Consider the following 26,880-nt stretch of genomic DNA (forward strand, 5'->3'; position numbering starts at 1 on the left):
CCGCGCCGTGCCGGCGCGGCGCGCGGCGAACTTCTGGCGCTTGCGGCCCGCACGGCGACGCTCGACCGCATGGCGTTTGCCCGGCGAAGGTCCGACGCTGGCGTTGAGCGCTGCCTCCGTTGCAACACTCGCGCTCGCATGGTGGCTCGCCACTCATCTCGGCTGGCTGCCGCCTCTCTTTCTGCCCACGCCCGAAGCCGTACTGCGCGCTTTTGCGGACGCGTGGCACGGCCGCATTCAAGGCGGCCTGCCGCTCTCGACGCATCTCGCGTGGAGCACGGTGCGCGTGTTCGGCGCGTTCGCGCTTGCCGCGGTCACGGCCGTGCCCATCGGCATCTTGATGGGCGTGAGCCGCGTCGCGCGCGGGCTGCTCGATCCGCCGCTGGAGTTCTACCGGCCGCTGCCGCCGCTCGCTTATCTGCCGCTCGTGGTGATCTGGTTCGGTATCGACGAGACGGCCAAGATCATCGTCATCTATCTCGCCTGCTTCGCGCCGATCGCATTGGCCGCGCGCGCCGGCGTGCGCAGCGCGACGGCCGAGCAGATCGGTGCGGCGTACTCGCTGGGCGGCAGCTTCGCGCAGATCGTGCGCCACGTCGTGTTGCCCGCGGCGCTGCCGGAGATACTGACCGGCCTGCGCATTGCGGCAGGCTTCGGCTGGACCACGCTGGTCGCCGCAGAAATGGTGGCGGCCACGGCGGGCCTCGGCCAGATGGTGCTCAATGCGTCGAGCTTCCTGCGCACGGACGTGGTGGTGATGGGCATCGTGCTGATCGGCGCCATTGCGTGGCTCTTCGATCTTGGAATGCGGGCGCTGGAGCGGCGCCTCGTGCCGTGGAAGGGGCGCGTCTGAAGGCGGGCGTCGAAAACGGTCTTGTTCCCGAGGTGCTGCTCGACGGCCAGTACGGCCACCGCCTGCATTTCTGGGATCTGCATACGCGGCAGCACAAGCCGGTGCTCGATTTCGGCGCGGAAAACCAGCTTGTGTGCGAACTGCGTCCCGCGCACAACCCCACGCGGCCCTATGGCTTCGTGAACTCCGTCATCAGTTTGAAGGACCTCTCTGCATCGATCTGGCAGTGGTATCTGGACGGCGATCGCTGGGCGGCGCGCAAGATCATCGAGATTCCCGCCGAGCCCGCCGACCCTGAATGGCTTCCGCCCATGCTCAAGAGTTTTGCGGCCGTGCCGCCTCTCGTCACGGATATCGCCCTTTCGCTCGACGACCGCTTCGTGCTCAAGTGGCCGAAGTCGCACCGGCCGCACCAGATCCGGCTGGAGGGCGGTAACTGTTCGTCCGATTCGTACTGCTACCCCTGAACCGCTGTGAACGTGCCGAGTGCGCGATGAGCGGCCTGTTCGACGCGAACTGGACCATCTGGGCTGCCGTGATCGGCAGCGGGGTCTTTCATGGCGTGACTCCCGCGATGGGGTGGCTTCTTCGCGAATGGACAGCTACCTCTGGTCCTGACTGCTCTCAGGAACCCCCCACTTTGAGGTCTGGCGATCTACGGCCCGCTGGAAGGCGGGTTAATGAATCGTCGCTACCGGCCGGGCCATCCGAGTTGCTGTGCCCGGTCGAGCGAGGCTCGCACGACGAGGCGATGGAAAGGAGCGATAAGGCCAAGATAGGCACGGCCCAGCAGACGATTGTAGAAGACAAGCGTAGTGACTATCAGGCGCTGGGGGCGGTCCTCAGATGCGGGCTGCACGAGAACCGACACACGGAAATCAAGATGCCTGTCGTCCTCGCCCAGAATGATCTCGTCTTTATGCCGTTCGAACACGCGGAAAATGCTTAGCCGGTCGTCCTTCGCGATTTTCAGATCGACCGTTTTTTTAAGTCCGAATGGCCATACGGCAACGTCACGAACTCCCTGCAGAATCGCGATCCACCCGGGTTGCCCGCCAAAGATGTGTCGAGCGAGAGACTCTGCGTCGTTGCAGGCCGTCGCCGGCAAGTCCACCGAGAATGCGTCGGCAAAATCAGCCTTGCCGTACGACCGGCTCAGCCGTGAGGTCGCCGGCAGGCCGACCTGTTCAGCTTTCTTCGAATTCGTCTGCATGCCCACTCTCCATGCGTTCAAATTTCCCCCAGCGCGACCCAAGCGAACGCGGTCCAAATTAGCGTGACATATTCCTGCTGAAGCGGAAGCCAACCCGATGGCGGCGATCCGGCAATGGACAATGCCAAAACATTCATCCGGTGGCTGCGCATCTGCGAGTCGACATTGGCGAAAAACGGATGGTCTCCATATGATGATCGACGCCGCTTTCGTCCGACCGGGAACATTGGACCGGATCACCCCTCCGGGGCAGCCCACCTTTTAGCCTTCTCCGTACTGATGCTGGTCCATTGCGCAAACCTTACGAATAGTGCCTACACGCTCTCACGCTCGCACTGACGCAAACTGACGGCGTAGCGACGTTGCAGGCGGTATTCGAACGGTACTGAAAAACAGGGCAACGTGGACGTGTTCAGCCAGCCTTCACGCCCAGCGTGGCCATTTCGCGCTTCATCGTGGTGTGGACGAGCTGCAGAAAATTCTCGACGACGGGATTGGCCTGCTGCAATTGCGGACACAGAATGAAGCCGCGAAAAAGAATCTCCGGCACGAATGGACGAAACACGATACGCCGACGGTCCGCTTCGAGCGCCGCCAACGGATTGACGATGCCGACGCCCACGCCGCGCGAGACCAGCGCGCAGATTGTCGCGCCGTACGGCGTTTCGACGGCAGGCACCTGATCGGCTCCTGCGGGCCGCAACGCGCGATCGAGCGGCGTGCGGGTATCGTCTGCATAGGACGGCAGGATCAGCCGTTCGCCGCGCAGGTCCGCGGCCTGAATACGTTCCCGCGCCGCTAGCGGATGACGCGCCGGCAACGCGCATAGCCCAGGCAGACGATACAGTTCGGCGCTCGTCACGCCGAACGCATCGGGCGTCGCCGTCGCAAAGCCCACGTCGCAATGTCCCGACGACACCCAGCGCTGGATCGTGCCTTCGCTGCGCATTTCCAGCGACACCGCTACGTGCGGATACACCTCGAGGAAACGCTCGATCACCGTCGGCAGGAACGACAGCGCCAGCACGGGTGCCGCGACGATACGTAAGCGCCCGCTGCCGAGCTGACGGATCTCACGAGCCGAATGCCCGAGTTTTTCGAGCCCGACGAAGCTGCGATCCACCTCGCGATAGAAGGCACTGCCCGCATCTGTCGCGCGGATGCGCCCGCCGTTGCGCACGAACAGCGTCAATCCCGTCGAGGCCTCCAGTTCTCCAATCAGCCTGCTGATGCTCGGTTGCGACGTGCCGAGTTCTTCCGCTGCCGCCGTCATCGAGCCACGCAGCATGACGAGCCGAAACGCTTCAATTTGCCTGAGATTCATGCACTCTCCGATGCGACGCAGCATGCACAAGGCGACAGCTTGCCATATCAGAAATGAATAGAAGACGTTTTTGTCGCTATTTGACCGGATGATTTGCAGCGACCTAGACTGGCCTCACGTCGAGCTTACAGATCTTCATCCATGCGCCCCGATGCCTTGCTGTTTCACCAGACGTTCAGCTGCACGCCTTACTGGTGGGAAGCCGCGCCGCCCGAAACGTCGGCCGCGCCCTTGCCGGCGAACGTCGATGTCGCGATCGTAGGCAGCGGTTATTGCGGACTGTCGGCGGCGGCTGAAGCGGCGCTTCATGGCGCACGCGTCGCCGTGCTGGATGCGGCCGAAATCGGCGCAGGCGGCAGCACGCGCAGCGGCGGCATGGTGTCGAGCGGACAGAAACTTGCGTTGACCAACGCGATTCGCGGCGTGTCCGCCGACCGGCTCACGCGGTTGATGCAGGAATCGATGGCGAGCTTCGATTATCTGAAGCGGCTCGTCGCGGATGAATCGCTCGACGCCGATCTGAACATCACAGGCCGCTTTTTCGGCGCGTACACGCCTGCGCATTTCAACGTCTTGCGCCGCCAGGGCCAACTGCTGCACGACAAGACGGGTGTGACCGTGCATGTGATCGAACGCGATGCGCAACGCGCAATCATCGGTTCGGACTACTACTACGGCGGCATTCTCGTCGACGAATATGGTGGGCTGCACACCGCGAAATATCATCGCGCGCTCCGCGACCTCGCACGGCGGCGCGGCGCGACACTGCATTCGCATGCGGCGGTGCAGCGCATCGAAAGGGACGGCGCGCAGTTTCGCGTGCATACCGTGCGAGGCACGCTGGAGGCACGGCGCGTACTGGTGGCGACCAACGGCTACACGGGCGCGCTGCTGCCATTCTTTGCGCGGCGCGTGCTGCCCGTTGCGAGCTATCAGATCGCCACCGAAACGCTGCCCGAAGGCCTGATGGATGCGCTCAATCCCGGCCGCCGCATGATCAGCGATTCGAAGCGCAATCTGTTCTATACGCGCCCATCGCCCGATGGCACGCGCATGATCTTCGGCTCGCGCCCCTCTATTCGTGAACTGAACGAACGCGAAGCCGCGCGACGGCTTTACGCGAAGCTGGTGCAGCTATGGCCCGCGTTGCGCGACATGCGGATCACACACGCATGGAAAGGCTATGTCGCGATGACACACGACAAGCTCGCGCACGTCGGCGCACACGACGGCATCCACTACGCGCTCGGCTGCAACGGCAACGGCGTCGCGCTGATGAGTTATCTGGGACATCGCATCGCGAAACACATGCTCGACATCGAGCGCGATGCGGGCGCTTTCGGCGAAGGCACGTTCCCACTGAATGGCGCTGGCATGGTGAGCCGACTTGCCGTGCCGCTCGGCACGGCGCTCTACAAGGCCGACGACATGTGGCGCGGCCGGGTGCGCAACGCGTTGTCGTGAGCGTACGGCACGGGCAACCCCTGTTTGATGGATTGGGAGGAACACGATGATCGAATTGCACAAGGTCTCGAAATGGTATGGCGGCCATCGGGTGCTGTCCGATTGTTCGGCAACCATTTCGCGCGGTGAAGTCGTAGTGATCTGCGGACCATCGGGCTCCGGCAAGTCGACGCTGATCAAAACCGTCAACGGGCTCGAGCCCGTGCAAAGCGGACAGATTGTCGTGAACGGCATGGACGTCACGGCCAAAGTGGCGAATCTTAGCCGGTTGCGTGCGAAAGTCGGCATGGTGTTCCAGCACTTCGAACTGTTTCCCCATCTCACCGTGCAACGCAATCTGATGCTCGCGCAACGGAACGTGCTGGGCCGCAGCCGCGACGAAGCGGCCGACAAGGCGCGCGCCTTGCTGCGACGCGTCGGTCTTGGCGAGCATGAGGACAAGTATCCGTCGCAACTCTCGGGCGGCCAGCAGCAGCGTGTGGCGATCGCACGCGCGCTGTCGATGGATCCGGTTGCGATGCTGTTCGACGAACCGACTTCGGCGCTCGACCCCGAAATGGTCAACGAAGTGCTCGACGTGATGAGCACGCTTGCGCAGGACGGCATGACGATGCTGTGCGTCACGCACGAAATGGGTTTTGCGAAGCGCGTGGCCGACCGCATCCTGTTCATGGACCGCGGTGCGATCGTCGAAGACGACACGCGGGAAGCGTTTTTCGACAGGCCGTGCTCCGAGCGCGCAAGAGAATTTCTGTCGCGCATTCTTCACTAGCCGGCTTGCGAGTCGTACCAAGTCGCGCGCGAGTTTCGTTTATCGAGGTTTCTACCTGGGGAGTGTCAGATGCGATTCCTTCAATTTGCACGTAGCTTTGCTGTCGCCACATCGCTGTGCCTCGTCGCTGCAACGGCGGCTCATGCCGAAGATGTCGGCACGCTGACGCCAGGCAAGATCGTTGCGGGCGTCGATGCGAACAACAAACCGTATTCGTACGTCGACAACGGCAAGATGACAGGCTTCGACGTCGAACTGATTCGCGCGATTGCCGCGAAGCTCGGGCTCTCCGCCGATTTTCGCGCGCAGGATTTCGCCGGCCTGTTGCCGAGCGTCGCGAACCAGCAGATCGATCTCGCAGCGGGCTCGATCTCGATCACGAAGGACCGCCTGAAGATGGTGGATTTCTCCGACGGCTATCTGACGGGCCTGCTTTCCGTCGCCACGCTGCCGGGCAGCACGATCAGCGCGGATGTAGCTTCCGTGAAAGACAAGCGCATCGGCGTCGTGCAAGGCACGATCGAAGACACTTACTCGGCCAGCTATCTGCCCGGCGCACAGATCGTGCGCTTCCCTAACCTGAACGCGGGGTTCCTTGCATTGCGCAACAAGTACATCGACGGCTATTTCGTCGACAAGACGCTCGTCGAAGGTCTGCAAAGCAAGTATCCGCAAGCGAATATCGCCGACAAGCTCGATATCTCCGCCGTCAATCTGCCCGCCGGCTTTCCCGTGCGCAAGGGCAACACGAAGCTCGAAGCTGCGCTCAACAAGACGATCGGCGAACTCGTTGCCGACGGCACGTGGATGAAGTTATATCTGCAGTTCCATCCGGGTTATCCGAAGCCTACCGATCTTCCGCCGTACGCGATGAAGTAGGCAACCCTTCACGCCAACGCTGTAAGCAACGGGCGCGCGGGAGAGTGCGGTCGCTTTTCAACGTCGGACACGCTTCAGGAGAGCGCAGATGGATGCCTTCTTGCAAAACTTTCTCGACTGGCCGCTTTTGCTCGATTCGCTGCCTGGCCTGCTTGGCACGGGCCTCGTGAACACGCTGATCCTGTCGCTGTTTTCCACGGTGCTCGGCATTCTGGCGGGCATGGTGCTGGCACTGATGACCGTGTCGAATACGCGCTGGCTGACCTGGCCTGCCCAGGTATTCATCGATGTGTTTCGCGGCCTGCCCGCCGCGCTGGTGATTCTCGTGGTCGGCCAGGGCCTCGCGCCCATCGGGCTGTCGCTGTTCGGGCCGAATCCGTATCCACTCGCAATCGTCGCGCTCGCGCTGATCTCGTCGGCGTATATCGCGGAGATTTTCCGCTCTGGCATCCAGAGCGTGGGGCGCGGCCAGATGTACGCGTGCCAGGCGCTCGGCATGACGTACTGGAGCGGCATGCGTCACGTCATCGTGCCGCAAGGCGTGCGACGCATTCTGCCCGCGCTCGCCAACCAGTTCATCGCCATCGTCAAGGACTCGAGCCTCGTGTATTTCCTGGGTCTGCTGACGTCGCAGCGTGATCTGTTCACGATCGGCCAGAACGCAGCCGTCAATACGGCCAACCTGTCGCCGCTGGTGGCAGCGGGTTTCGTGTATCTGCTGATCACCGTGCCGCTCACGCATGCGATCAATCACATCGACCGTTGGACCAATCGCTTCAGCAATCCCGGCGCGCGTCGCGGCCGTCGATCCGCGCGCGTACTGCGCAGCCTGCGCCGCGAAGAGGCGTTGCAATCGCAGGCGCCCGCCGCTGAACATCGCTACTGATAACGAACCCTCACACACATTAATCAGAACATGGGACCGAAAGTCGACATCGTCGCCGACGATATCAAGCTGCCGGAACGCGCCGACGTCGTCGTGATAGGCGGCGGCATCATGGGCGTGTCCACGGCGCTCGCGCTGAGCGAAAAGGGATTGAGCGTCGCGTTGTGCGAGAAAGGCCACATCGCCGGCGAGCAGTCGAGCCGCAACTGGGGTTGGGTGCGCGTCACGCGGCGCGATCCGCGCGAATTGCTGCTGAGCATCGAAAGCCTGAAGATCTGGCGCACGCTCGACGAGAAGCTCGGCATACAAACCGGCTTCAACGAGTGCGGCATTCTCTACGTATCGAACGATGACGCAACGCTGGAACGTCATCGCGACTGGCTGCGGCGTGCGCGCGAGATTGGCGGCGATGCGTTCGATACGCGCGAGGTCGATACCCGCGACATCGCCGCGTTGTTGCCGGGCGCGACGCGTTCGTTCAAAGGCGGCATATTCACGCCTGGCGACGCGCGCGCCGAACCGCAAAAGGCCGCGCCCGCCATCGCGAACGCGCTGAGAAAGCGCGGTGTCAGCATCCTCACGCCCTGTGCGGTGCGCGGCATCGAAACGAGCCGCGGACGCGTCAGCGCTGTCGTCACCGAGCACGGCACGATCCGCTGCGATGCCGCCGTTGTCGCGGGCGGCGCATGGACGCGCTATTTCTGCGGCAATCTCGGCGTCGATCTGCCGCAACTGCTCACGCGTGCCTCGGTGCTGCGTACCGAGCCGCTGGAAGGCGGCCCGACGTGCAGCGCCAACAATGAGGAGTTCGCGTTTCGAAAGCGTCTGGACGGCGGCTATACGGTCGCCTATGGGCTGCGCACCCATGCGGACCTCACGCCCGATTCGTTCCGGCTGTTCTTCAAATACATCGAGGCGCTGAAAAGCCAGATGGGCGCATTGCAGATCAGCGTCGGCAAGCGCTTCTTCGACGAACTGAAACGTCCGCGCCGCTGGTCGCTGGACGCGCCGACGGTGTTCGAATCCATCCGCACGCTCGATCCCGATCCTGTCGTTCCGTATGTCGACAAGGGTTTGCAGGCGTTCGTCGCCGTGTTTCCGCAACTGGCCGGCGCGCGTATCGCGCAGCGTTGGGCCGGCTATATCGACGTCACGCCGGATGCGATTCCCGTCATCTCGGAGGTCGCGAAGGTGCCGGGACTATTCATCGGCACGGGTTTTTCGGGGCATGGCTTCGGTATCGGGCCGGGCGCGGGCAGGCTGATGGCAGATATCGTGCACAACGACAAACCGCTCGTCGATACGCACGCGTTCAGGCTGATCCGCTTCAGCGATGGTTCGAAAATCACGATCGATGCGGGCTTTTGATGCGCACGCATGAACGAGACGCTTCGCAAGGATTCGAGCATGCAAAAGGTAGCGATGGTGTCAGGCGCTTCGCGCGGTATCGGCAGCGAGATTGCAAACGAACTGGCGCGGCGAGGCTATGCGCTTTCGCTTGGCATGCGCGAGCCGCGCGCGTTCGAAGGCATGGCCGATACATTCATTCACGCCTATGAAGCGCGTGACCCGCAGGCGGCACGCAACTGGGTGGATGCGACGATCCATCGATACGGCCGGCTCGACGTGCTCGTCAGCAATGCCGGCATCTGCAAGATGATCGACTTCGACAACGGCGACGATGCGCTGCTCGCGGAGACATTCGACATCAACGTGCACGCACCCTTTCGTCTTGTGCAGGCCGCGTTGCCGCATCTGCGGCGTTCGGGACGTGGGCGCTTCGTACAGCTTGCGTCGTTGTCGGGCAAGCGCGTCAAGAACCTGAACGTCGGCTACCAGATGTCGAAGCACGCGATGGTCGCGTTGACGCACGCGGTGCGCCGCGCGGGTTGGGACGACGGCGTGCGCGCAACGGCCGTGTGTCCCGGCTTCGTGAATACCGATATGGCGTCGGGTATCGCCGATCTTGCGCCCGAGGCGATGACGCAACCGCAGGATCTGGCGCTGCTCGTGGTCAATACGATCGAACTGCCGAACACCGCGAGCGTCGCGGAACTGCTCGTCAATTGCCGGTATGAGGAGACGCTTTAGCCCGCCTGGAAGCTGGAGCCAGACGGCAATTCAACCTGCGTGCGGGCGATCGATCGGTCCCGCGTTTTTCAATTCCTTTTTCGAGTATGCGTCGAGGAGCGACGCGCCTGAAGGCTTCAACAAGCGCGAGTTGGAGGGCGCTACGCGCGCGACGGCACGCGTGAGGTCCGATAGCCGTGCAATAACAGAACTGGTGATCTGGTCCCACGGATTCTGCCGCGAAACGCGACATCGTCTGCTTAGATGTCGCGCCTCACGAAGCCGGAGGAAAAGTCATGTGCGACTCCGGTTGCCCGGATCATCTCCTTTCTGATTCTGCCTCTTCAGTCGGGCGAGCGACCCGAGGCACGAGGCGCCTCCCGTCGACGACGAGATGAACTCGTTCCAGGCCGAAGGCAGCGTCAACAGGCGCAGCGTGTGGCCGGTCGGCGGTTGACGCCAGCCGCCTCCAAAAAGCGGTCAGCGATCCCCCGCCGCTATCTTGTTTTCGTCGCTCGCGGCAGACGCGTGCGCCTCGGGCAGTTCCGGGTTCCATCCGCCGCCGAGCGCCTTGAACGTCGCAATCGCCGCGCGAGCCGATTCCGTTTGGGCTTGCGCTCTCGAGTCCGCGGCCTGCAGGAGCGTTTCATCGGCGTGCAGTACGTCGATGAAGCTTGCCGCGCCGCTGCTGTACGCCGCCATCGACGAGTCTCTCGCCTTCGACAGTGACGACTCCGCCTGCTCCAGCATCGTCGTTTGCGCCTCGCGGTTCACAAGCGACGAAAGCGAATTCTCGACGTCTTCGCTCGCGCGCAATACGGCCTGGCGATAGCCGGCCAGCGCCTCGGCATCCTGGCCTTTTGCCTCGTTGACTTCGGCGTTGATGCGTCCGAAATCGAACAGGCGCCAGCGCAAGCCGACGAGCCCCGCCGCCTGCGTGGCGCCGCCCGTGAAGAGCGTGCCGGCCGACACCGCAGTCGCGCCGCCTGCGAGGGCAGAGAGCGAGAGCTTCGGGTAGTATTCGCTGATCGCCGCACCGATCCGGGCATTCGAGGCGGCAAGGTGGCGTTCGGCCGCGATCAGGTCCGGACGTCGTTGCAGCAGATCGGCCGGGGTGCCCATATCGGAGATGGAGGGCGCATCCGGGATGGGCGCGGCTGCGAGGAGTTCGCCACGATGCGTACCCGGCGGCGTGCCGAGCATGACGTCGAGCGAGTTCATCGCCGCGTCGAGACTGGCGTTGAGCACCGGCACGGTGGCCTGAACCTGGTCGAGCGATCCTTGCGCCTGCTGGACCTGATAGTCGGCGGCGGCGCCGTTCGCATACAGGAGCCTGACTCTCGCCAGCAGGTCCTGCTGGGTCTTCACCTGCCTTTGGGCAATATCCAGCCGCGCCTGAAGGCCGCGGATCGTAACGTAGATGTCCGCCGTCTGCGCAGCGACGGCGAGCCGCGTAGCGACTGCCGATGCCTGGGTCGCGGAATAGTCGGCGAGTGCGGCTTCGCGCTGCCGGCGCAGTCCGCCAAAAATGTCGATTTCCCAGCCGGCTTCGAGATCGGTCTCGTATTCGCTGCCCCGGCGCTGGTAATTCGGCGTCGCGTTGAGCAGTTGGCCTTCGGGCGTATCGATGGACTGGTACGCCCGCGCCGCGGAGCCCGAAACCGTCGCCGAGGGCAGCAGCGCTGCGGTGGCGCCGCCGAGGCGCGCGCGGGCCTGGTCGATTCGCGCGACGGCCTGGGCAAGGTCGAGGTTCTGGGCCAACGCGAGCGAAACATAGCGGGCGAGGAGCGGGTCGCCGAACCCTTCCCACCAGGCGGAGAGATTCGCCGCGGGAGCCGCTGCGGCGGCTCCCGCTGACGCGGCGGACGGCCGGGCCGTGTAGCTTTGCGCGAGCGGAACATCGGGCCGCCGGTAGTCCGGACCCACCGTGCAGGCCGAGAGCACGGCGGCGCTCAGCAGAAGAAGGACGGGGCGACGTGAAAGCATGATGAGCCTCAAAGTGATAACGCGGTGACTAATATACAATATGGTCACTTGTTGTCAATCACTGTCTGAGAGGCTAAGCTTGAGGTATGACTAATCCCATCCCCCCCGCCCAGCCGTCCCGCGGCCCCACGGACCACGAGGTGCGCGCGCAGATTGTCGATGCCGCCATGGAATACTTCAGCCGGTATGGCTATGAGAAAACCACCGTTTCCGACCTCGCGAAAGAAATCGGTTTTTCGAAGGCCTACATCTACAAATTTTTCGATTCCAAGCAGGCTATCGGCGAGGTGATTTGCGCCAATCGCCTCGCGATCATCGTCGCAGCCGTGAACGAAGCCGTCGCCGACGCCTCCAGCGCCACCGAGAAATTTCGCCGTATGTTCAAGGTGTTAGTGGTCTCTGGCAGCCAACTCTTTTTCCAGGATCGCAAGCTTTACGACATCGCCTCGGTGGCCGCTGCGTCGCCGTGGCCTTCGGTGAAAGGCTACGAGGCGCAGATCCGTCAGTTGCTGTCGGACATCCTGCGGCTGGGCCGCGAGACCGGTGAATTCGAGCGCAAGACACCGCTCGACGAAACGGTGAACGCGATCTTTCTCGTGATGAAGCCTTACTTCAATCCGTTACTGCTCCAGTACAACTTCGATTCCGCCGAGGAAGCGACGACCCAGCTCGCGAGCCTCGTGCTCAGAAGTCTGTCTCCGTAAATTTTTGCTGTGACCATTGACTAAATTGGTCACTAGAACCAGAATGAGCGCTCCCACTCGTCGCAAGGAGCGACCTCATGTTTCGGCGTCGTCATCTTCTTTACACACTGAGCCTGACATCGCTTGCTCTTGCGGCATGCGGTGACGGGCATGTCTCCGACCCGCGCACCGAGATTCCGCTGGTGCGCGCCAGCATCGTCCAGCAGGCCCCGGGCGCGAGCCGCTCGTTCACGGGCGTGGTGGGCGCCCGCGTCCAAAGCGATCTCGGCTTCCGCGTTCAGGGAAAAGTCATCGAGCGTCTGGTCGACGTAGGCCAGACGGTCAAGCGCGGCCAGCCCCTGATGCGCATCGATCCGATCGATCTTGGGCTGCAGGCGCGCTCGCAACGGCAGCTTGTCGACGCTGCGCAGGCGCGCGCCACGCAGACCGCGGACGACGAGGCCCGTTATCGCAGCCTTGTGGCGGCGGGTGCGGTTTCGGCATCGACATACGAACAACTCAAGGCGGCCGCCGACGCGGCACGAGCCCAACTCACCGATGCGAAAGCACAGGCCGACCTCGCGAGCAACGCGGTGGGATACGCCGTTCTCGTAGCGGACGCCGACGGCGTGATTGTCGAGACCCTCGCCGAGCCGGGTCAGGTGGTCAGTGCGGGGCAGATTGTCGTGCGCCTGGCGCACGCAGGGCCGCGCGAAGCCGTCGTGCAACTCCCCGAAACGCTGCGCCCGGCTGCGGGTTCGATTGCGCAGGCAACGCTCTACGGCGCCGGCAAGAAGGCGGTGCCCGCCACGTTGCGCCAGCTCTCGGATTCCGCCGACCGGCTCACGCGCACCTACGAGGCCAGGTACGTTCTTGGCGGGGCGCTTGCCGATGCGCCGCTCGGTGCCACTGTGACCATCGATCTACCGCGCCCGGCCGGTGAGGGCGGCCAGCACGAGGCCGCGCTGGAGGTGCCGGCGGGCGCGGTGTTCGACCCGGGCACGGGCACCGGCGTCTGGACGATCGAGGGCGCTCCGGCGCACGCGTCCTGGCACAAGGTGCGCGTCACGGCGCTGGGCACAGATACCGTGACGGTCATAGGCGACCTTCGCGAAGGCGAACGGGTGGTCGCGCTGGGTGCTCACCTGCTTCACGACGGCGAAAAGGTGCGACTGGCCGATGACAGCATGGCCACGGCTTCGGTCGCCCAGAAAGGGGACACGCAATGAGCGGCTTCAATCTGTCGGCCCTCGCGGTTCGTGAGCGGTCCGTCACGCTGTTCCTCATCATCCTCATCTCCGTTGCCGGCATCGTCGCCTTCTTCAAGCTGGGGCGAGCCGAAGACCCGCCGTTCACGGTCAAGTCGATGACGGTCATCACGGCATGGCCGGGCGCCACGGCACAGGAGATGCAGGACCAGGTGGCCGAGCCGCTCGAAAAGCGCATGCAGGAACTGCGCTGGTACGACCGCACGGAAACCTATACGCGTCCGGGCCTCGCGTTCACGACGGTAACGTTGCTGGATAGCACGCCGCCCGGCGAGGTTCCCGAAGAGTTTTACCAGGCGCGCAAAAAGCTCTCCGACGAGGCCAGCAATTTGCCGGCCGGCGTGATCGGCCCGCTCGTCAACGACGAGTACTCGGACGTTACCTTCGCCTTGTTCGCGCTGAAAGCGAAAGGGCAGCCCGAGCGGTTGCTCGTGCGCGATGCCGAAGACCTTCGTCAGCGGCTCTTTCACGTGCCGGGCGTGAAGAAGGTGAACATCGTGGGCGAACAGGCCGAACGCATCTTCATCTCGTTCTCGCATGACCGCCTCGCCACGCTCGGCGTGACGCCGCAGGACATCTTCGCTGCGTTGAACGGCCAGAACGTCCTGACGCCGGCCGGTTCGATCGATACGGCCGGCGCGCAGGTGTTCATTCGCGTGGAGGGCGCCTTCGACAAGTTGCAGAAAATTCGCGACACGCCCATCGTCGTGCAGGGCCGCACGCTGAAGCTTTCTGACGTGGCTACCGTCGAGCGCGGCTACGAAGACCCGGCCACTTTCCAGATACGCAATAGTGGAGAACCGGCGTTGCTGCTCGGTGTCGTCATGCGCGACGGCTGGAACGGGCTGAACCTCGGCGAGGCACTCGACAAGGAAGTGGCGAAGATCAACACGGGCCTGCCGCTCGGCATGAGCCTGACGAAGGTGACCGACCAGGCTGTGAACATCCATTCGGCCATCGACGAGTTCATGGTCAAGTTCTTCGTCGCGCTGCTCGTGGTCATGATCGTGAGCTTCGTGAGCATGGGCTGGCGCGTGGGCATCGTGGTGTCGGCGGCCGTGCCGTTGACGCTCGCCGGGGTGTTCGTCGTCATGGCTGCCACCGGCAAGAATTTCGACCGCATCACGCTCGGCTCGCTGATCCTCGCGCTCGGGCTGCTGGTGGACGACGCCATCATCGCCATCGAAATGATGGTCGTGAAAATGGAGGAGGGCTACAGCCGCGTGCAGGCATCGGCCTACGCATGGAGCCACACGGCCGCGCCGATGCTCTCCGGCACGCTTGTCACGGCGGTGGGCTTTATGCCGAACGGCTTTGCGCGCTCCACGGCCGGCGAATACACCAGCAACATGTTCTGGATCGTGGGCATCGCGCTGATCACTTCGTGGATCGTGGCGGTCGTGTTCACGCCGTATCTCGGCGTCAAGCTGTTGCCGGACATTCCGAAGATCGAGGGCGGCCACGAGGCGATCTACAACACGCCGAATTACCAGCGCTTTCGCCGCTTCCTCGTGCGTGTGGTTCAGCGCAAGTGGATGGTGGCGGGTATCGTGGTGGGGGCTTTCGTGGTGGCGGTGATGGGCATGGGCGTGGTGAAGAAGCAGTTCTTCCCGACCTCCGACCGCCCCGAGGTGATGGTCGAAGTGCAGATGCCCTATGGCACCTCGATCGAGCAGACCTCCGCGGCCGCGGGCAAGGTGGAGGGATGGCTCGCTAAGCAGCCCGAAGCAAAGATCGTGACCTCGTACATCGGGCAAGGCGCGCCGCGCTTCTATCTGGCGATGTCTCCGGAATTGCCCGACCCGTCGTTCGCCAAAATCGTGATCCGCACGAATGACGAGAAAGAGCGCGAGGCGCTCAAATTCCGTCTGCGCGAAGCGGTTGCCGAAGGGCTGGTGCCCGCAGCCCAGGTGCGCGTGACGCAGCTCGTGTTCGGCCCGTACTCGCCGTATCCCGTCGCGTTCCGTGTCATGGGACCGGACGCCCGCACGTTGCGCACCATCGCCGCGCAGGTGGAAGGCGTCATGAATGGAAGCCCCATGATGCGAACCGTGAATACCGACTGGGGTCCGCTCGTGCCCACGGTGCACTTTACGCTGGACCAGGATCGGCTCGCGGCGGTCGGTCTGACCTCCAGTTCGGTTGCGCAGCAGTTGCAGTTCCTGCTGACCGGCATCCCGGTGACGAACGTGCGCGAGGACATCCGTTCGGTGGAAGTCGTCGCGCGATCGGCCGGCGAGATTCGGCTCGATCCCAACCGCATCAGCGGATTCACGCTGGTCGGCTCGGCAGGACAGCGCGTGCCGCTCTCACAGGTGGGCAAGGTCGATATCCGCATGGAGGACCCGATCCTGCGCCGTCGCGATCGCACGCCCACCATCACGGTGCGCGGTGATATCGCGGAAGACCTGCAACCGCCCGACGTGTCCACGGCGATGCTGGCCAGGCTGCAACCCATCATCGCGAAACTTCCGGAGGGCTACCGGATCGAGGAGGCCGGTTCCATCGAAGAATCGGGCAAGGCGACGAAGGCGCTCGTGCCGCTCTTTCCGATCATGATTGCGCTGACGCTGCTCATCATCATCTTCCAGACGCGCTCGATTGCCGCCACGATGATGGTGTTCGCGACGAGTCCGCTCGGATTGATCGGCGTGGTACCCACGCTGCTGCTGTTCAATCAGCCGTTCGGCATCAATGCACTCGTCGGGCTCATTGCGCTGTCGGGCATCCTGATGCGCAACACGCTGATCCTGATCGGACAGATCGAGCATAACGGGCGCGAAGGGATGACGCCGTTCCATGCGGTGGTGGAGGCCACCATCCAGCGGTCCCGGCCGGTCATCTTGACGGCGCTCGCTGCGATGCTCGCCTTCATCCCGCTGACCCATTCGGTGTTCTGGGGCACGCTCGCCTACACGCTGATCGGCGGAACGTTCGCGGGCACGATCCTGACGCTGGTCTTTCTGCCGGCGATGTACTCGATCTGGTTCAAGATCCGGCCCGATGCCGGCGATGCACCGGCTCCCCATGTGGAGAGCGAGACAGCGGTTGCATAAGCGTCGCCACGTGCATGCCCGCAATGCCACCCCCGGGCCGCGCCGTTGCGGCCCGGTTCTCCATCAAACAACAGCGTGCGTACGTCCGGCTGACGCAAACACTTCCGGAGCCGCGGCACATTCCATCACCGACATCCACTCAGGAAACGACGACGGTACGGAAACATGTCCTGCGATCAGCAGGTTCGACCCATCGTGACGATGGCTGAATCGAGCATCGACACATCGATAAAGCCGCCAATACACTCCAGTTCGCCGATGGCACCGGCCACCGTGATCCAGTTTCGGATTTCGGACGACCCCGAGCAAAGCGACTGCTGTGGAATGCTGGTCAGCGTGACCTTGTCGCGGTTCTTGATGGCATCGATGGTCTGTCGGTCGAACGCCGCTTCGCACAGAAAGTGACTCAGTCCGCCGGAGGCGATGATTGCCACCTTCGCGTCGATGGGGGACGCGCCCATCACCACGGCGTCCACCTGTTTGCACGGCATGAAAACCGAAGTGCTGCCCGATTGTTGTCCATGTTGATCTCCGCTGTCCTTGTCCTCGTCCTGGGCCGGGGGCTGCTCCTGCCGCGACCGCCTAGCGAAACGCGCTCATTTGCGACGAGATCATCTGCAGCATCTTGTTCGATGCAACGGACAACGTGCGTCCCACACGCGTCACGAGATGTGCTTCGGCGTTCTGAAGAATCGGGTGTTCGATGGGAATGGCCTTCAGTTGCCCAGCCTTGAGTTCGCCGGCAACAGCAAAAGCCGGTAGCACCACGATCCCGAGTTCGGAAAGAGCGAACTGCTTCATGATGTTGATGGAGTTGGTCGTGACGGCCAGCTCCAGCGTGATCTTCTCGGCGAACTCGACCGCCTGCAGCATTTGCCGTGTGCCATAGGTGGCATGGGTCGCGGCAATCGGATACGACGCCAGTTCCTGCACCGTAAGACTCTTGCGCCTGATCGTGCGCGCCATCCTGGTGCCGACGATGGCCATCATCGGCTGCTGGCGGAACGCACGCGATACGATGCGCGGTTCGTTCGGCGGATTGTAGACGAGGCCGATGTCTCCCTCGTCCTCCGCAATCTTCGTCACCACGTCGTTCGTGCTGCCCACGTCGAGATTGACCTTGATGTTCGGATACTGTCTGCAGAAATGCTGCATCGGTCCCGACAGCATGTCGGATACGAATCCTTCTCCCAGCACCACGCTGACGCGGCCGGTACGCAGGCCGCGCAGTTCCTGCAGTCGGGACAACAGGTCTTCGCGATGCGCGCGCTGCTCCCGAAAATACTGGATGACGAACTGGCCGGCCTCGGTCGGTGTAACGCCACGGGCGTGACGTTCGATCAGCGGGGCGTCGAGTTCCTTTTCCAGCAAGGTGATCTGGCGGCTTACGGCAGAGGGTGCGACATCGAGCCAGTCAGCCGCTGCGCGGATCGTGCCGCAACGCACCGCTTCGAAAAAATAGGTGATCCGGCTTTCGGTCAGGCTGTCTGCCATGGTGGTGTTCGAATTATTAGAACGATTCGAATATTGGCACTTATTGGTTGAAACGGTCAATGCGCCGAATATCGACGTCAACGGAGCGGACCAGGCCTCGAGCCAGGCGCATCTCAATGTACTGACCAGGAGCGCAGAAATGAAAGCGGTAGGTGTCGTCGGACTCGGAAACATGGGGCGCGGGATGGCCCTGTCGCTGAAGCGGGCAGGCTTCGACGTGTTTGGATTCGATACCAGCCAGGACAGCGCGAGGAAGCTGGGCGAAGAGGGTGTGCGGCCTTGCGCATCAGTCGCGGAAATCGCCGCCGCGGTCGACGTGCTGATCCTCTCGCTGCCGACATCGGCGATCGTCGAGCAGGTCGTGCTCGGCGATGGCGGCGTAGCGTCCCATGCGAAACGCGGTCTGACCGTGATTGACACGACGACCGCCGACCCGAACAGCACGCGCAAGGTCGCTGCCGCACTCGCGGAATGTGGCGTTGCGTTCATCGATGGTCCGGTGAGCGGAGGTCCGAAGGGCGCCGCCACGGCCACCATGACGATGGTGCTGGGCGGTGCCGATGAACATATCGCCGCCGTGCGGCCGATTCTCTCCGCAATCAGCGCGAAGCAGGTTCACGTCGGGCCGGTGGGCGCGGGCCACGTCACCAAGCTCATCAACAACCTCCTGACGGGCGTTCATCTGCTGGTGACGAGCGAAGCAGTCCGCGCAGCGGAGTCCGCGGGCGTGGATGGCGCGCGTCTGATCGAAGCGCTGAGCGGCGGCTCCGGCAGGAACAGCGCGACGCTGACCAATTACCCGACGTGGATCCTCAACGGGAAATTCGACTCGGGTTTCACGATGAAACTGATGCGCAAGGACATGCGCCTCGCGCTTGAGCTGCTGCGGAGCCAGAACGTCAGCGCGCCGGTCGCGAAAGAAGCGGGACGGCTGTGGGCGAAGAGCGAGGAATCGATTGGCGATGCAGAAGATTTCAATCGCATCGTTCAGTTCGTCGACGGGCAATGAGCGCTCACGGAATACAACGAGGAAACGCTATGGAACACAGCATCGCAGATAACCTGCTCAAGGCATTTCAGCACTTCTTCCCGAATGCAGAAACCGTGGGTTCGTATGTGAACGGGGAACTGGTCGAAGGCAGGGGCGAAACCATCCAGCTGTACGACGCCGCTTCCGGCGAGAAGAGCATCGCCTACCGTGATGGCGGAGCCGAAATCGTCGCGCTCGCGGCTTCGGCGGCGCAGACTGCGCAACAGCAGTGGTGGTCGCTGACGCATGCCGCGCGCGGCCGCACGATGTTTGAGGTGGCCCGTCATATTCGTCAGCATGCCGAACAGCTGGCACGCCTCGAATCGCTCGGCGCGGGCAAACCGATCCGCGATTGCCGCGGTGAAGTCGCGAAGGTCGCCGAAATGTTCGAGTACTACGGCGGCTGGGCCGACAAGTTTTACGGCGACGTGATTCCGGTGCCCACTTCGCATCTGAACTACACGCGCCGCGAGCCTGCGGGCACCGTGCTTCAGATTACGCCGTGGAACGCGCCGGTGTTCACCTGCGGCTGGCAGCTCGCGCCGGCCATTTCGATGGGCAACGCGGTGCTGCTCAAGCCGTCGGAACTCACGCCGTTCAGTTCGCTCGCCGTCGGCATGCTCGCCGAGCGTGCCGGCGTGCCGAAGGGGCTGATCAACGTGCTCGCGGGCTATGGCCACACCATCGCGCAGGCGGCGATTGCGCACAGGGTCATCAGGAAGGTCGTGTTCGTAGGCTCTCCGGCAACCGGTGCCCGCATCGCGGAAGCGGCGGCCAAGCGCGTACTGCCCTGCGTGCTGGAACTGGGCGGCAAGTCGGCCAACATCGTGTTCGAGGATGCGGACCTGAAGCGCGCGGCGCTCACCGCACAGGCCGCGATCTTCGCGGGAGCGGGTCAGAGTTGCGTGGCGGGCTCACGTCTGCTCGTTCAGCGTTCGATCTACGAGCAGTTTGTCGCGATGGTGTCCACGGGTGCGAAGAAGATCAAGGTCGGTGTACCGACCGACGACGCCACCGAAGTCGGCCCTATCTGCAATCGCGCCCAGTACGATCATGTGATGAAGATGATCGCGAGCGGGGTAGAAGCGGGCGCGACGCTCGCGGCCGGATCGGCGGAGAAGTCGCACGGCGGCTATTTCGTTTCGCCGACCGTACTCGCGAACGTGAACAATCAGATGGACGTGGCGCGCACCGAAATCTTCGGGCCTGTGGTGGTCGCGATTCCGTTCGACACAGAGGAAGAAGCGATCGCCATCGCCAACGACACGGACTTCGGCCTGGCCGGCGCGGTGTGGACGAACGACGTGGCGCGCGCGCATCGCGTGGCCGCACAGGTCGACGCGGGTACGTTCTGGGTCAATGGCTACAAGACGATCAACGTGGCTTCGCCGTTCGGTGGTTACGGCATGAGCGGTTATGGCCGTTCGAGCGGCGTCGAGGCGTTGTACGAGTACACGCAGACCAAGAGCGTGTGGGTTGAAACGGCAAAGGCGCCGTCGACCGCGTTCGGCTATCTGTGAGCGCAACCTGCCTGCGCCCAGGGGGGGCGCAGGCAGGTTGCGCCATAAACTCAGTTGAGTTGTTCGACGAAGACGACAAGCTTGATAACCTTGATATCGGGCCATTGTGCCCTGGGGCGGAGACCAGCATGGAACACACGATAACGACGGACGGTGCATCGGGCAGCGGTTTCAGGGGCGCAAAATTGCTGGTCTACGCGGCTGCGATCCTGCTGGTCGCGCAGTGCATCGGCGCATTCACGTTCAAGGTGGGGCCGGGCAAGGTGGTGCTGTTGCCGATGGTCTGGGCCCTGTTGATGGGCGGCGCGCTGGGGCTGGTATCGGAGCGCTGGCGTAGCAGCATGCGGCTGGACGTGAAGACGCAGTTTCTGGCTGCCGCCGTGCTACAGCCTGCGTTGCTGCTTTTCGTATCGAAGCTCGGTCTGATGGTCGGCAGCGCATTGCCGAAGCTCGCCGCAGCCGGCTGGGCGCTCGCCTTTCAGGAACTCGGACACTTCGTCGGCACGATCCTGCTGGGCTTGCCGCTTGCGCTGCTCCTCGGCATCAAGCGCGAAGCCATCGGCGCAACGTTTTCCGTGGGCCGTGAACCTAGTCTTGCCATCATCGGCGAAAAATATGGGATGAATTCGGCGGAAGGCCGCGGCGTGCTGGCCGAATATCTGACGGGCACGGTGTTTGGGGCCGTGTTCATCGCCATTTTCGCGGGCTTTGTGGCGAGCCTGAACATCTTCCATCCGCTGGCGCTCGCCATGGGCGCGGGCGTCGGCTCGGGCAGCATGATGGCTGCTGCGTCTGGTGCGATCGCGGCGGCACAGCAGTCGCCGGAAGTCGCAAGGGACGTGCTGACTTTTGCTGCGGCCAGCAACCTGATCACGACGACCATCGGCACGTATTTCACGCTGTTCATCTCCCTGCCGCTCGCGGTGTTCGGTTATCGCGTGCTCGAACCGCTCATCGGGCGTACGACGAAGGCATCGGGCGCATCCGAAGCTGTGGATGCAGCGCGCCCGAAGCTCGGCGACGTCCAGACCGAAGCACCCTCGCTGAGCTATTCAGGCAAGATCGCGGCTTGGGGTTTGACCGCGATCTTCTCGCTCGTGTGCGACTGGATCACGCACGGCACGACACCGCTGCAAGGGCTGCCGGGTATGGGCTTCATGGTACTCGCCACCATAATCGGTGATGCGTTGTCGACTGCTACACGACGCAAGATTCCGGCGGTGTGCTGGGTGTCGATTGTCGCGATGTTCATGACTTCGCCTCTGTGCCCGTGGGCGTCGCAGATCGCGGCGATGAGCGCAAAGAACGACTTCCTGGGCGTCGTGACGCCAATGCTGACCTTCGCCGGCCTTTCGATCGCAAAGGACATCCCGGCGTTCCGCCGGCTCGGCTGGCGCATCGTGCTCGTGTCGTTCGTCGCCAACGCCGGCACATTCATCGGCGCCGCACTCGTCGCACAGATCTTCCACATCTGACCTGTCCTCTGCGTGCAGCCGACGTTCCCCCGGCTGCACCTCGTTGTATTCCATCTGTTACGACATGACACCGACGGCTGACATCGAAGCGCTTGCGCCTGCTCTCAAAGCGCTTCGGCGCGATATCCACGCGCATCCCGAACTCGGCTACGAGGTTTTCCGGACATCGAACCTGGTGGCGCGCAAGCTGGAAGAGTGGGGCATCGAGGTGACGCGGGGCGTCGGCAGGACTGGCGTGGTCGGCACGCTGCGCCGCGGCGCGGGCACGCGCTCGATCGGTCTGCGCGCGGACATGGACGCCTTGCCCATGCAGGAAACCAATACGTTCGCGCATCGCTCGACGGTGGCCGGTGTGATGCACGCGTGTGGACACGATGGTCATACGGCGATGCTGCTTGGTGCGGCCCGGCACCTGGCGAGCCATGGCGACTTCGACGGCACCGTGCATTTCATTTTCCAACCCGCTGAAGAGGCGGGTGCAGGTGCGCGGGCGATGATCGACGACGGCCTGTTCGAACGCTTTCCAGTCGATGCCGTATTCGGCGTACACAACTGGCCCGGCATTCCCACTGGCCATTTTGCGGTTCGTCCGGGGCCGCTGATGGCCTCGACGAGTCTCTTCAAAATCACGCTGCGTGGTGCAGGCTGCCATGGCGCGATGCCGCACCTTGGCCGCGACCCCGTCATCGCCGCGGGCCATGTGCTGCTCGCGCTTCAAAGTATCGTGTCGCGCAACAAGAATCCGGTGGAAGCCGCTGCGTTGTCCGTCACGCAGATTCATGCGGGCGAGGCGCAAAACGTCGTGCCGGCCGACGCCTGGCTCGGCGGCACCGTGCGCACATTCACGACGGCGATGCTCGACCTGATCGAATCACGCCTGCGCGCAGTCGTCGCGGCGACCGCCACAGCATTCGATTGCGAATACGAGATTGCGTTCGACCGCAACTATCCGCCGACAGTCAACGACCCAGCACAGACCGCGTTCGCGGTCGAGGTGATGCGCGAGGTGGTCGGTACTGAGAAAGTCGACCCAGCGGTCGATCCCACGATGGCCGCCGAAGACTTCTCGTTCATGCTGAAGGCACGGCCGGGCTGTTATGCGTTCCTCGGCAACGGCATGGGCGACCATCGCGAGATGGGACATGGCGGCGGCCCGTGTCTGCTGCATAACAGCAGCTACGATTTCAACGACGAACTGCTGACCATCGGCGCGCGCTACTTTGTCAGGCTGGTTGAGCGTTTCCTTCAGACGTAGTTCTGAGGACTGCACGCATGCCACGGTTCCGTCGTGGTGGCGCGACTGACGGTGTGGCAGGTATTGGACAAAGGGGAAAGAATATTGGCGGAGGCGGGTAGAAGAATACTGCACTGGCATCTGCGATGCCGTTCCCTTTGCACGCGATTCAAACCCGATTGACCGTGAGCTCTTTCGGGAGGTCCCCTGGAGCCTCACACGTACGAGGCGCAGGGCAGCTTGACCTGAGGGCTCGGGCCGCAGCGCTTTCGGGCGGCGACTATCTGTTTCCGGGGCGCATCCACGACTCGCCGCACCTGTCGACGCGAGAATACGCCCGACTGGTCCATCGCTGGATACGAGCGATCGGACTGGATGATGCGGCTTACGGAGCGCATACGATGCGCCGGACCAAGGCTTCGCTGATTGATCGTCGCACGAAAAATCTGAGGGCAGTTCAGTTACTGCTCGTACACACGAAGCTAGCGAGCACGGTTCGATACCTCGGAATTGAGGTCGATGATGCGCTCGAGATGGCTGAGCAAACCGACGTGTGTGGGGACGTAGGCCGGACGGCGTCGGGTCGCTGCCCGGCCACCTGCTGTCATTCATCACCGTGCAGCCTGGGACGTGAAAACGGTCGTTCCGCAGTAGATGGCGGACGTTCGCTCGCCAACCTCTACCGTCGCGTTCGTGGCCATCATGGCGCCGCAGATGTCGGTATTGGCGAGGGCACTGCAGCCGGATGCGCGGCGGGCCCGCGTGTTGACGGGCAATGTCTACGGCGCGGTCATGAAGGCGCATGCCGCGGCGCCGCGTAGCGTTCCGATAGCGCTTCGTACAAGGGGGGAGCGAAGAGCCGCGATACCCGGCTGGCAATCAATGCCGTCGCCATCAGGGAGATAACGAGGGCGTGGCCGTTGATCATCTCAATCACGATGACGAACGCCGTAATGGGGCTTTGCGTGACTGCTGCGAGATAGCCGACCATGCCGAGCGCGATCAGCATGGGCAGTTGCATCTGCGAGAACACCATGTGAACGGAATTGCCGATACCTGCGCCGATTGCCAGCGACGGCGCAAAGAGGCCGCCTGGCGAGCCGGGCAGATAAGAGCCCACCATCGTGACCATCTTGAACACGGGATAGAGCGCTGTGAATTCTCCGTGCCCTTCCAGCATCGAACGCGCTTCCGCGTATCCGCTACCGAACGTATGCCCTGAGCTGACGACGCCGATCACTGCGATGATGAGTCCGCAGAGCGCGCCAAACATGACCGGGCGATCGAGGCGCATCTGCAGCACGCTGGGCGGCATCCAGCGCTTCGTGTTCAGCAGCAGCCAGCAAAAAACGCCACCGGCCACCCCTGCGATTACGCCGATCAGCGGCACGGCCGCAACAAGGAGATCTGGCAGGTGCGAGCCGATCTCGATTGTGCCGAAATAGACGTAGTTGCCCTGCAGACCCAGTGATACGACGCCCGCGAAGATGATCGCGGTAATCAGCACGCCGCTCGTGCGCTGTTCGAAACTGCGCGTGAGTTCCTCGATGGCAAAGACCACCCCGGCGAGCGGCGCGTTGAAGGCCGCCGAGAGGCCAGCCGCCGCGCCGGCCAGCGCTAGCTTGCGCTCGAGTGCCGCCCCGCTGATTGCCCGAAAACGCGCCGGGTAGAACTGCCGCAGGCTGAACATCAGTGCGGCGCCCACATGAATGGTCGGCCCTTCGCGGCCGATCGTCAGTCCACCCATGATAGCGAGAAACGAAACAAGGATCTTGCCGACGAGAATGGGGAGCGTGAGCAGCCGCTGGCCCAATTCCCGCGGGCCGTGCAACGCGGCGATGACCTGCGGAATGCCGCTGCCTTCCGCTCCTTCGAAGAAGCGTCTCGTGATCCACACACATAGCGCACTGATCGCCGGTGTGACGAGCAACGGCAGCCAGCGATTGTGCGCCAGGTACGTGAGAAAGAGGGTGTATCCAAAATCGATCAGGCGGGCATACAGTACCGCGACGAGCCCTGCGGTAACGGCCCCCATCCAGAAGACGCCGTAGTGAAGCCACAGTTTGTAGGCGTGCCTGAAAGACCATTTGTCCATTAGGATCGGCATTGGTATGGGCGTGCGGTTCATGCGGAAGGCGGAAGTATACCGTTGCGCATCCCTGCGAGCAGTCGCCTGCACGAGCGGTGTTCCCTGCGGGGGAGGGGTTGTCCCTATCCTGCGTCGCGCAATCTTGGGGAACTGTCCCGCGCAAAATGGCTCTCTGCGATCGGCGGGCAAGGCTCATGCCCTCCCGCCGTAATTCGAATGAAAGACCAGCACGCCTGTCGCAAAAACCGGACCGCCAAGGCGGTATCCGCAAACGGGAGTCAGAAAAATGACTGTAAAGGCCGAAAAACGGGTGTTCTTCAGCGTCGCGAGGGCGTTGTGCCAGATCCTGCTCGGCGGCGCACTCGCCGCTATCGCGATGGTGGGTGTGAGCATCGTGGTGGGCAAGACTGCCCTTCCCCCTGACCATGCGACGCCCGTGTCCGTCGCGACGGTACTGGCCGCGGTACCGGGCACTCAGTCGGCGAACGACGAATTCTTCAGCGCACATGACGCGGGCATCAACATTCCCAACGCGATGGGGATTCCGATTCCGAAGCCGCTGAGCTCGGTGCTGACAAGCGATGCGACGAGCCAGCCCGTTCTGAACGGCTGGCTCGACGACATTCCCGTGCAAAATCGACCCGCTTTCGTCAACGGTCTTGCTGCGGTGGTTGCTGCGGCCGACCAGCACGCGACGTCGTGGGAGTGGGACAACCGGCAGCACTACGTCGCGGCGGCGATGAGCGAGTATGCGCGCATGACCATCGACCGCCTCGCAGAGGTTGCCGACGCCCGCAAGCGCGCGGCCGAAAAGCTTGACGAGTATCGCAATGCTTTCGGCACGCTGCTCGGAGTTGCCGCCACCCTCACGCTATTGCTGACCGTCATGGCCATCGAGCGCAATACGCGCCCTCGGCAGACTTGAGCGCCTGCGCGCCCGGTGTCGATGGGCCATCGGGCGGTTCGGTCAGGCGGTCATACTGACGTCCGGGCGTCGGCTCAGCATTCAACAACGGACGCACGACCGGTAAGGGACGTCCGCGCCAGTGACGCGTCGGGCAACTGATCAGCTGAGCCATTTAGCGATACGCACGTCATCTTCCCCGACCTCCGGTGCGCTCAGTAAATCGATTAGGCGGTTCCCTTGGTTACCGAGATGGGCGTGGATGGGATACAACCTCAAGGTGGGGGCATGTCCAGGCGCGGCAACTGAGAACGAGCCAACAGGCGCCGCCCCCAAGGCCATATGGCGTCGAATTGAGGAAACCGCTTGGAGGCGAAGGCTTCCGCTGACGAGCACAGGCGACGCCTCCGGGAGCCTCCGCCATCGCTCGCAAAAACTGTCGCGTGCGCTAATGCTGCGGTGCGGAGATCTGCCTTGACTACCTCGACGCTCCACGGAGCACCTGTTGCGTTGACACGTCGGCGGCGTCGCCGCTGCCTTGGCTCTGCCATGCAACGTCGCGCTTTTGTCTCTGCTGGTCTGGCGCATCAAACGCTCGAGCCCACGCGAGCGGCGCTACGCGTGGAGCGGCGTGCAGCCGCAGCTGCAGCCGCAGCGAGTATCTGATCACGCCTACCTGG

The 26,880-nt window shown here is 63.2% G+C and carries 21 protein-coding genes and 2 pseudogenes; 17 read left to right on the forward strand and 6 right to left on the reverse strand.

Annotation, left to right across the window (positions count from 1 at the left end):
• The first annotated feature begins 40 nt into the window (after window positions 1–40).
• The gene (locus P2869_RS21785) at window positions 41–853 is read left to right on the forward strand and encodes an ABC transporter permease subunit (RefSeq protein WP_277599926.1); all 813 of its coding nucleotides are present in this window, start codon (window positions 41–43) and stop codon (window positions 851–853) included.
• Window positions 854–864: 11 nt separating this feature from the next.
• Window positions 865–1,320: pseudogene (locus P2869_RS21790) on the forward strand (selenium-binding protein SBP56-related protein); the annotation flags it as partial.
• 224 nt (window positions 1,321–1,544) lie between these two features.
• On the opposite strand, the gene P2869_RS21795 reads toward P2869_RS21790, so the two are convergent.
• Window positions 1,545–2,066, reverse strand: a complete 522-nt coding sequence (locus P2869_RS21795; protein WP_017777541.1) for a DUF2867 domain-containing protein — start codon at window positions 2,064–2,066, stop codon at window positions 1,545–1,547.
• 412 nt (window positions 2,067–2,478) lie between these two features.
• The gene (locus tag P2869_RS21800) at window positions 2,479–3,390 is read right to left on the reverse strand and encodes a LysR substrate-binding domain-containing protein (RefSeq protein WP_033351847.1); all 912 of its coding nucleotides are present in this window, start codon (window positions 3,388–3,390) and stop codon (window positions 2,479–2,481) included.
• Window positions 3,391–3,531: 141 nt separating this feature from the next.
• On the opposite strand from P2869_RS21800, the gene P2869_RS21805 reads away from it, so the two are divergent.
• From P2869_RS21805 to P2869_RS21830, 6 genes are all read left to right on the forward strand, one after another.
• A complete protein-coding gene (locus P2869_RS21805; RefSeq protein WP_277599521.1) occupies window positions 3,532–4,854 on the forward strand; it encodes an FAD-binding oxidoreductase in 1,323 nt (440 codons plus the stop codon).
• Between the two features lie 46 nt (window positions 4,855–4,900).
• Window positions 4,901–5,626 (forward strand): amino acid ABC transporter ATP-binding protein, encoded by a 726-nt coding sequence (locus tag P2869_RS21810; RefSeq protein WP_277599522.1) that lies wholly within the window; start codon window positions 4,901–4,903, stop codon window positions 5,624–5,626.
• A 69-nt stretch (window positions 5,627–5,695) separates the two neighbouring features.
• Window positions 5,696–6,505 (forward strand): transporter substrate-binding domain-containing protein, encoded by an 810-nt coding sequence (locus P2869_RS21815; protein WP_126876392.1) that lies wholly within the window; start codon window positions 5,696–5,698, stop codon window positions 6,503–6,505.
• An 88-nt stretch (window positions 6,506–6,593) separates the two neighbouring features.
• The gene (locus P2869_RS21820; RefSeq protein WP_277599523.1) at window positions 6,594–7,391 is read left to right on the forward strand and encodes an amino acid ABC transporter permease; all 798 of its coding nucleotides are present in this window, start codon (window positions 6,594–6,596) and stop codon (window positions 7,389–7,391) included.
• Between the two features lie 30 nt (window positions 7,392–7,421).
• On the forward strand, window positions 7,422–8,759 hold the full coding sequence (locus P2869_RS21825) for an FAD-binding oxidoreductase (RefSeq protein ID WP_277599524.1): 1,338 nt from the start codon (window positions 7,422–7,424) through the stop codon (window positions 8,757–8,759).
• 39 nt (window positions 8,760–8,798) lie between these two features.
• Window positions 8,799–9,482, forward strand: coding sequence for an SDR family NAD(P)-dependent oxidoreductase (locus tag P2869_RS21830; RefSeq protein WP_277599525.1), 684 nt, complete (start codon window positions 8,799–8,801; stop codon window positions 9,480–9,482).
• A 459-nt stretch (window positions 9,483–9,941) separates the two neighbouring features.
• On the opposite strand, the gene P2869_RS21835 is transcribed toward P2869_RS21830, so the two are convergent.
• Window positions 9,942–11,447, reverse strand: coding sequence for an efflux transporter outer membrane subunit (locus P2869_RS21835; RefSeq protein WP_277599526.1), 1,506 nt, complete (start codon window positions 11,445–11,447; stop codon window positions 9,942–9,944).
• Window positions 11,448–11,533: 86 nt separating this feature from the next.
• Here P2869_RS21835 and P2869_RS21840 point away from each other — a divergent pair, with 86 nt between their 5' ends.
• The 3 genes from P2869_RS21840 (at window position 11,534) to P2869_RS21850 (ending at window position 16,454) form a co-directional block, all read left to right on the forward strand.
• Window positions 11,534–12,151, forward strand: a complete 618-nt coding sequence (locus tag P2869_RS21840) for a TetR/AcrR family transcriptional regulator (protein WP_026122002.1) — start codon at window positions 11,534–11,536, stop codon at window positions 12,149–12,151.
• A gap of 77 nt (window positions 12,152–12,228) precedes the next feature.
• On the forward strand, window positions 12,229–13,359 hold the full coding sequence (locus P2869_RS21845) for an efflux RND transporter periplasmic adaptor subunit (RefSeq protein ID WP_277599528.1): 1,131 nt from the start codon (window positions 12,229–12,231) through the stop codon (window positions 13,357–13,359).
• Window positions 13,356–16,454: an efflux RND transporter permease subunit gene (locus P2869_RS21850; RefSeq protein WP_277599529.1), complete on the forward strand. Its 3,099-nt coding sequence runs from the start codon at window positions 13,356–13,358 to the stop codon at window positions 16,452–16,454. The genes P2869_RS21845 and P2869_RS21850 overlap by 4 nt, the downstream gene beginning before the upstream one ends.
• 176 nt (window positions 16,455–16,630) lie before the next feature.
• On the opposite strand, the gene P2869_RS21855 is transcribed toward P2869_RS21850, so the two are convergent.
• Window positions 16,631–16,945 (reverse strand): hypothetical protein, encoded by a 315-nt coding sequence (locus P2869_RS21855; protein WP_277599530.1) that lies wholly within the window; start codon window positions 16,943–16,945, stop codon window positions 16,631–16,633.
• A gap of 91 nt (window positions 16,946–17,036) precedes the next feature.
• Entirely contained in the window at window positions 17,037–17,948 is a 912-nt protein-coding gene (locus P2869_RS21860; RefSeq protein ID WP_017777555.1) for a LysR family transcriptional regulator, read from the reverse strand.
• On the opposite strand from P2869_RS21860, the gene P2869_RS21865 reads away from it, so the two are divergent.
• From P2869_RS21865 to P2869_RS21885, 5 genes and pseudogenes are all read left to right on the forward strand, one after another.
• On the forward strand, window positions 17,947–18,957 hold the full coding sequence (locus P2869_RS21865) for an NAD(P)-dependent oxidoreductase (RefSeq protein ID WP_277599531.1): 1,011 nt from the start codon (window positions 17,947–17,949) through the stop codon (window positions 18,955–18,957). The genes P2869_RS21860 and P2869_RS21865 overlap by 2 nt on opposite strands.
• A 29-nt stretch (window positions 18,958–18,986) precedes the next feature.
• Window positions 18,987–20,498: an aldehyde dehydrogenase family protein gene (locus P2869_RS21870; RefSeq protein WP_277599532.1), complete on the forward strand. Its 1,512-nt coding sequence runs from the start codon at window positions 18,987–18,989 to the stop codon at window positions 20,496–20,498.
• A gap of 128 nt (window positions 20,499–20,626) precedes the next feature.
• Window positions 20,627–21,973, forward strand: coding sequence for a DUF3100 domain-containing protein (locus P2869_RS21875; protein ID WP_277599533.1), 1,347 nt, complete (start codon window positions 20,627–20,629; stop codon window positions 21,971–21,973).
• Between the two features lie 64 nt (window positions 21,974–22,037).
• A complete protein-coding gene (locus P2869_RS21880) occupies window positions 22,038–23,228 on the forward strand; it encodes a M20 aminoacylase family protein (RefSeq protein ID WP_277599534.1) in 1,191 nt (396 codons plus the stop codon).
• A gap of 257 nt (window positions 23,229–23,485) precedes the next feature.
• Window positions 23,486–23,761, forward strand: a pseudogene (locus P2869_RS21885) (tyrosine-type recombinase/integrase); the annotation flags it as partial.
• A gap of 236 nt (window positions 23,762–23,997) precedes the next feature.
• On the opposite strand, the gene P2869_RS21890 reads toward P2869_RS21885, so the two are convergent.
• Complete coding sequence (locus P2869_RS21890; RefSeq protein WP_126876552.1) at window positions 23,998–25,302, reverse strand: chloride channel protein; 1,305 nt, start codon at window positions 25,300–25,302, stop codon at window positions 23,998–24,000.
• 280 nt (window positions 25,303–25,582) lie between these two features.
• Here P2869_RS21890 and P2869_RS21895 point away from each other — a divergent pair, with 280 nt between their 5' ends.
• Window positions 25,583–26,221: a hypothetical protein gene (locus P2869_RS21895; protein WP_277599535.1), complete on the forward strand. Its 639-nt coding sequence runs from the start codon at window positions 25,583–25,585 to the stop codon at window positions 26,219–26,221.
• The last annotated feature ends 659 nt before the right edge of the window (window positions 26,222–26,880 follow it).

Origin of the sequence: Paraburkholderia sp. SUR17 (assembly GCF_029536165.1) — a bacterium.
GTDB classification, from domain to species: domain Bacteria; phylum Pseudomonadota; class Gammaproteobacteria; order Burkholderiales; family Burkholderiaceae; genus Paraburkholderia; species Paraburkholderia kururiensis.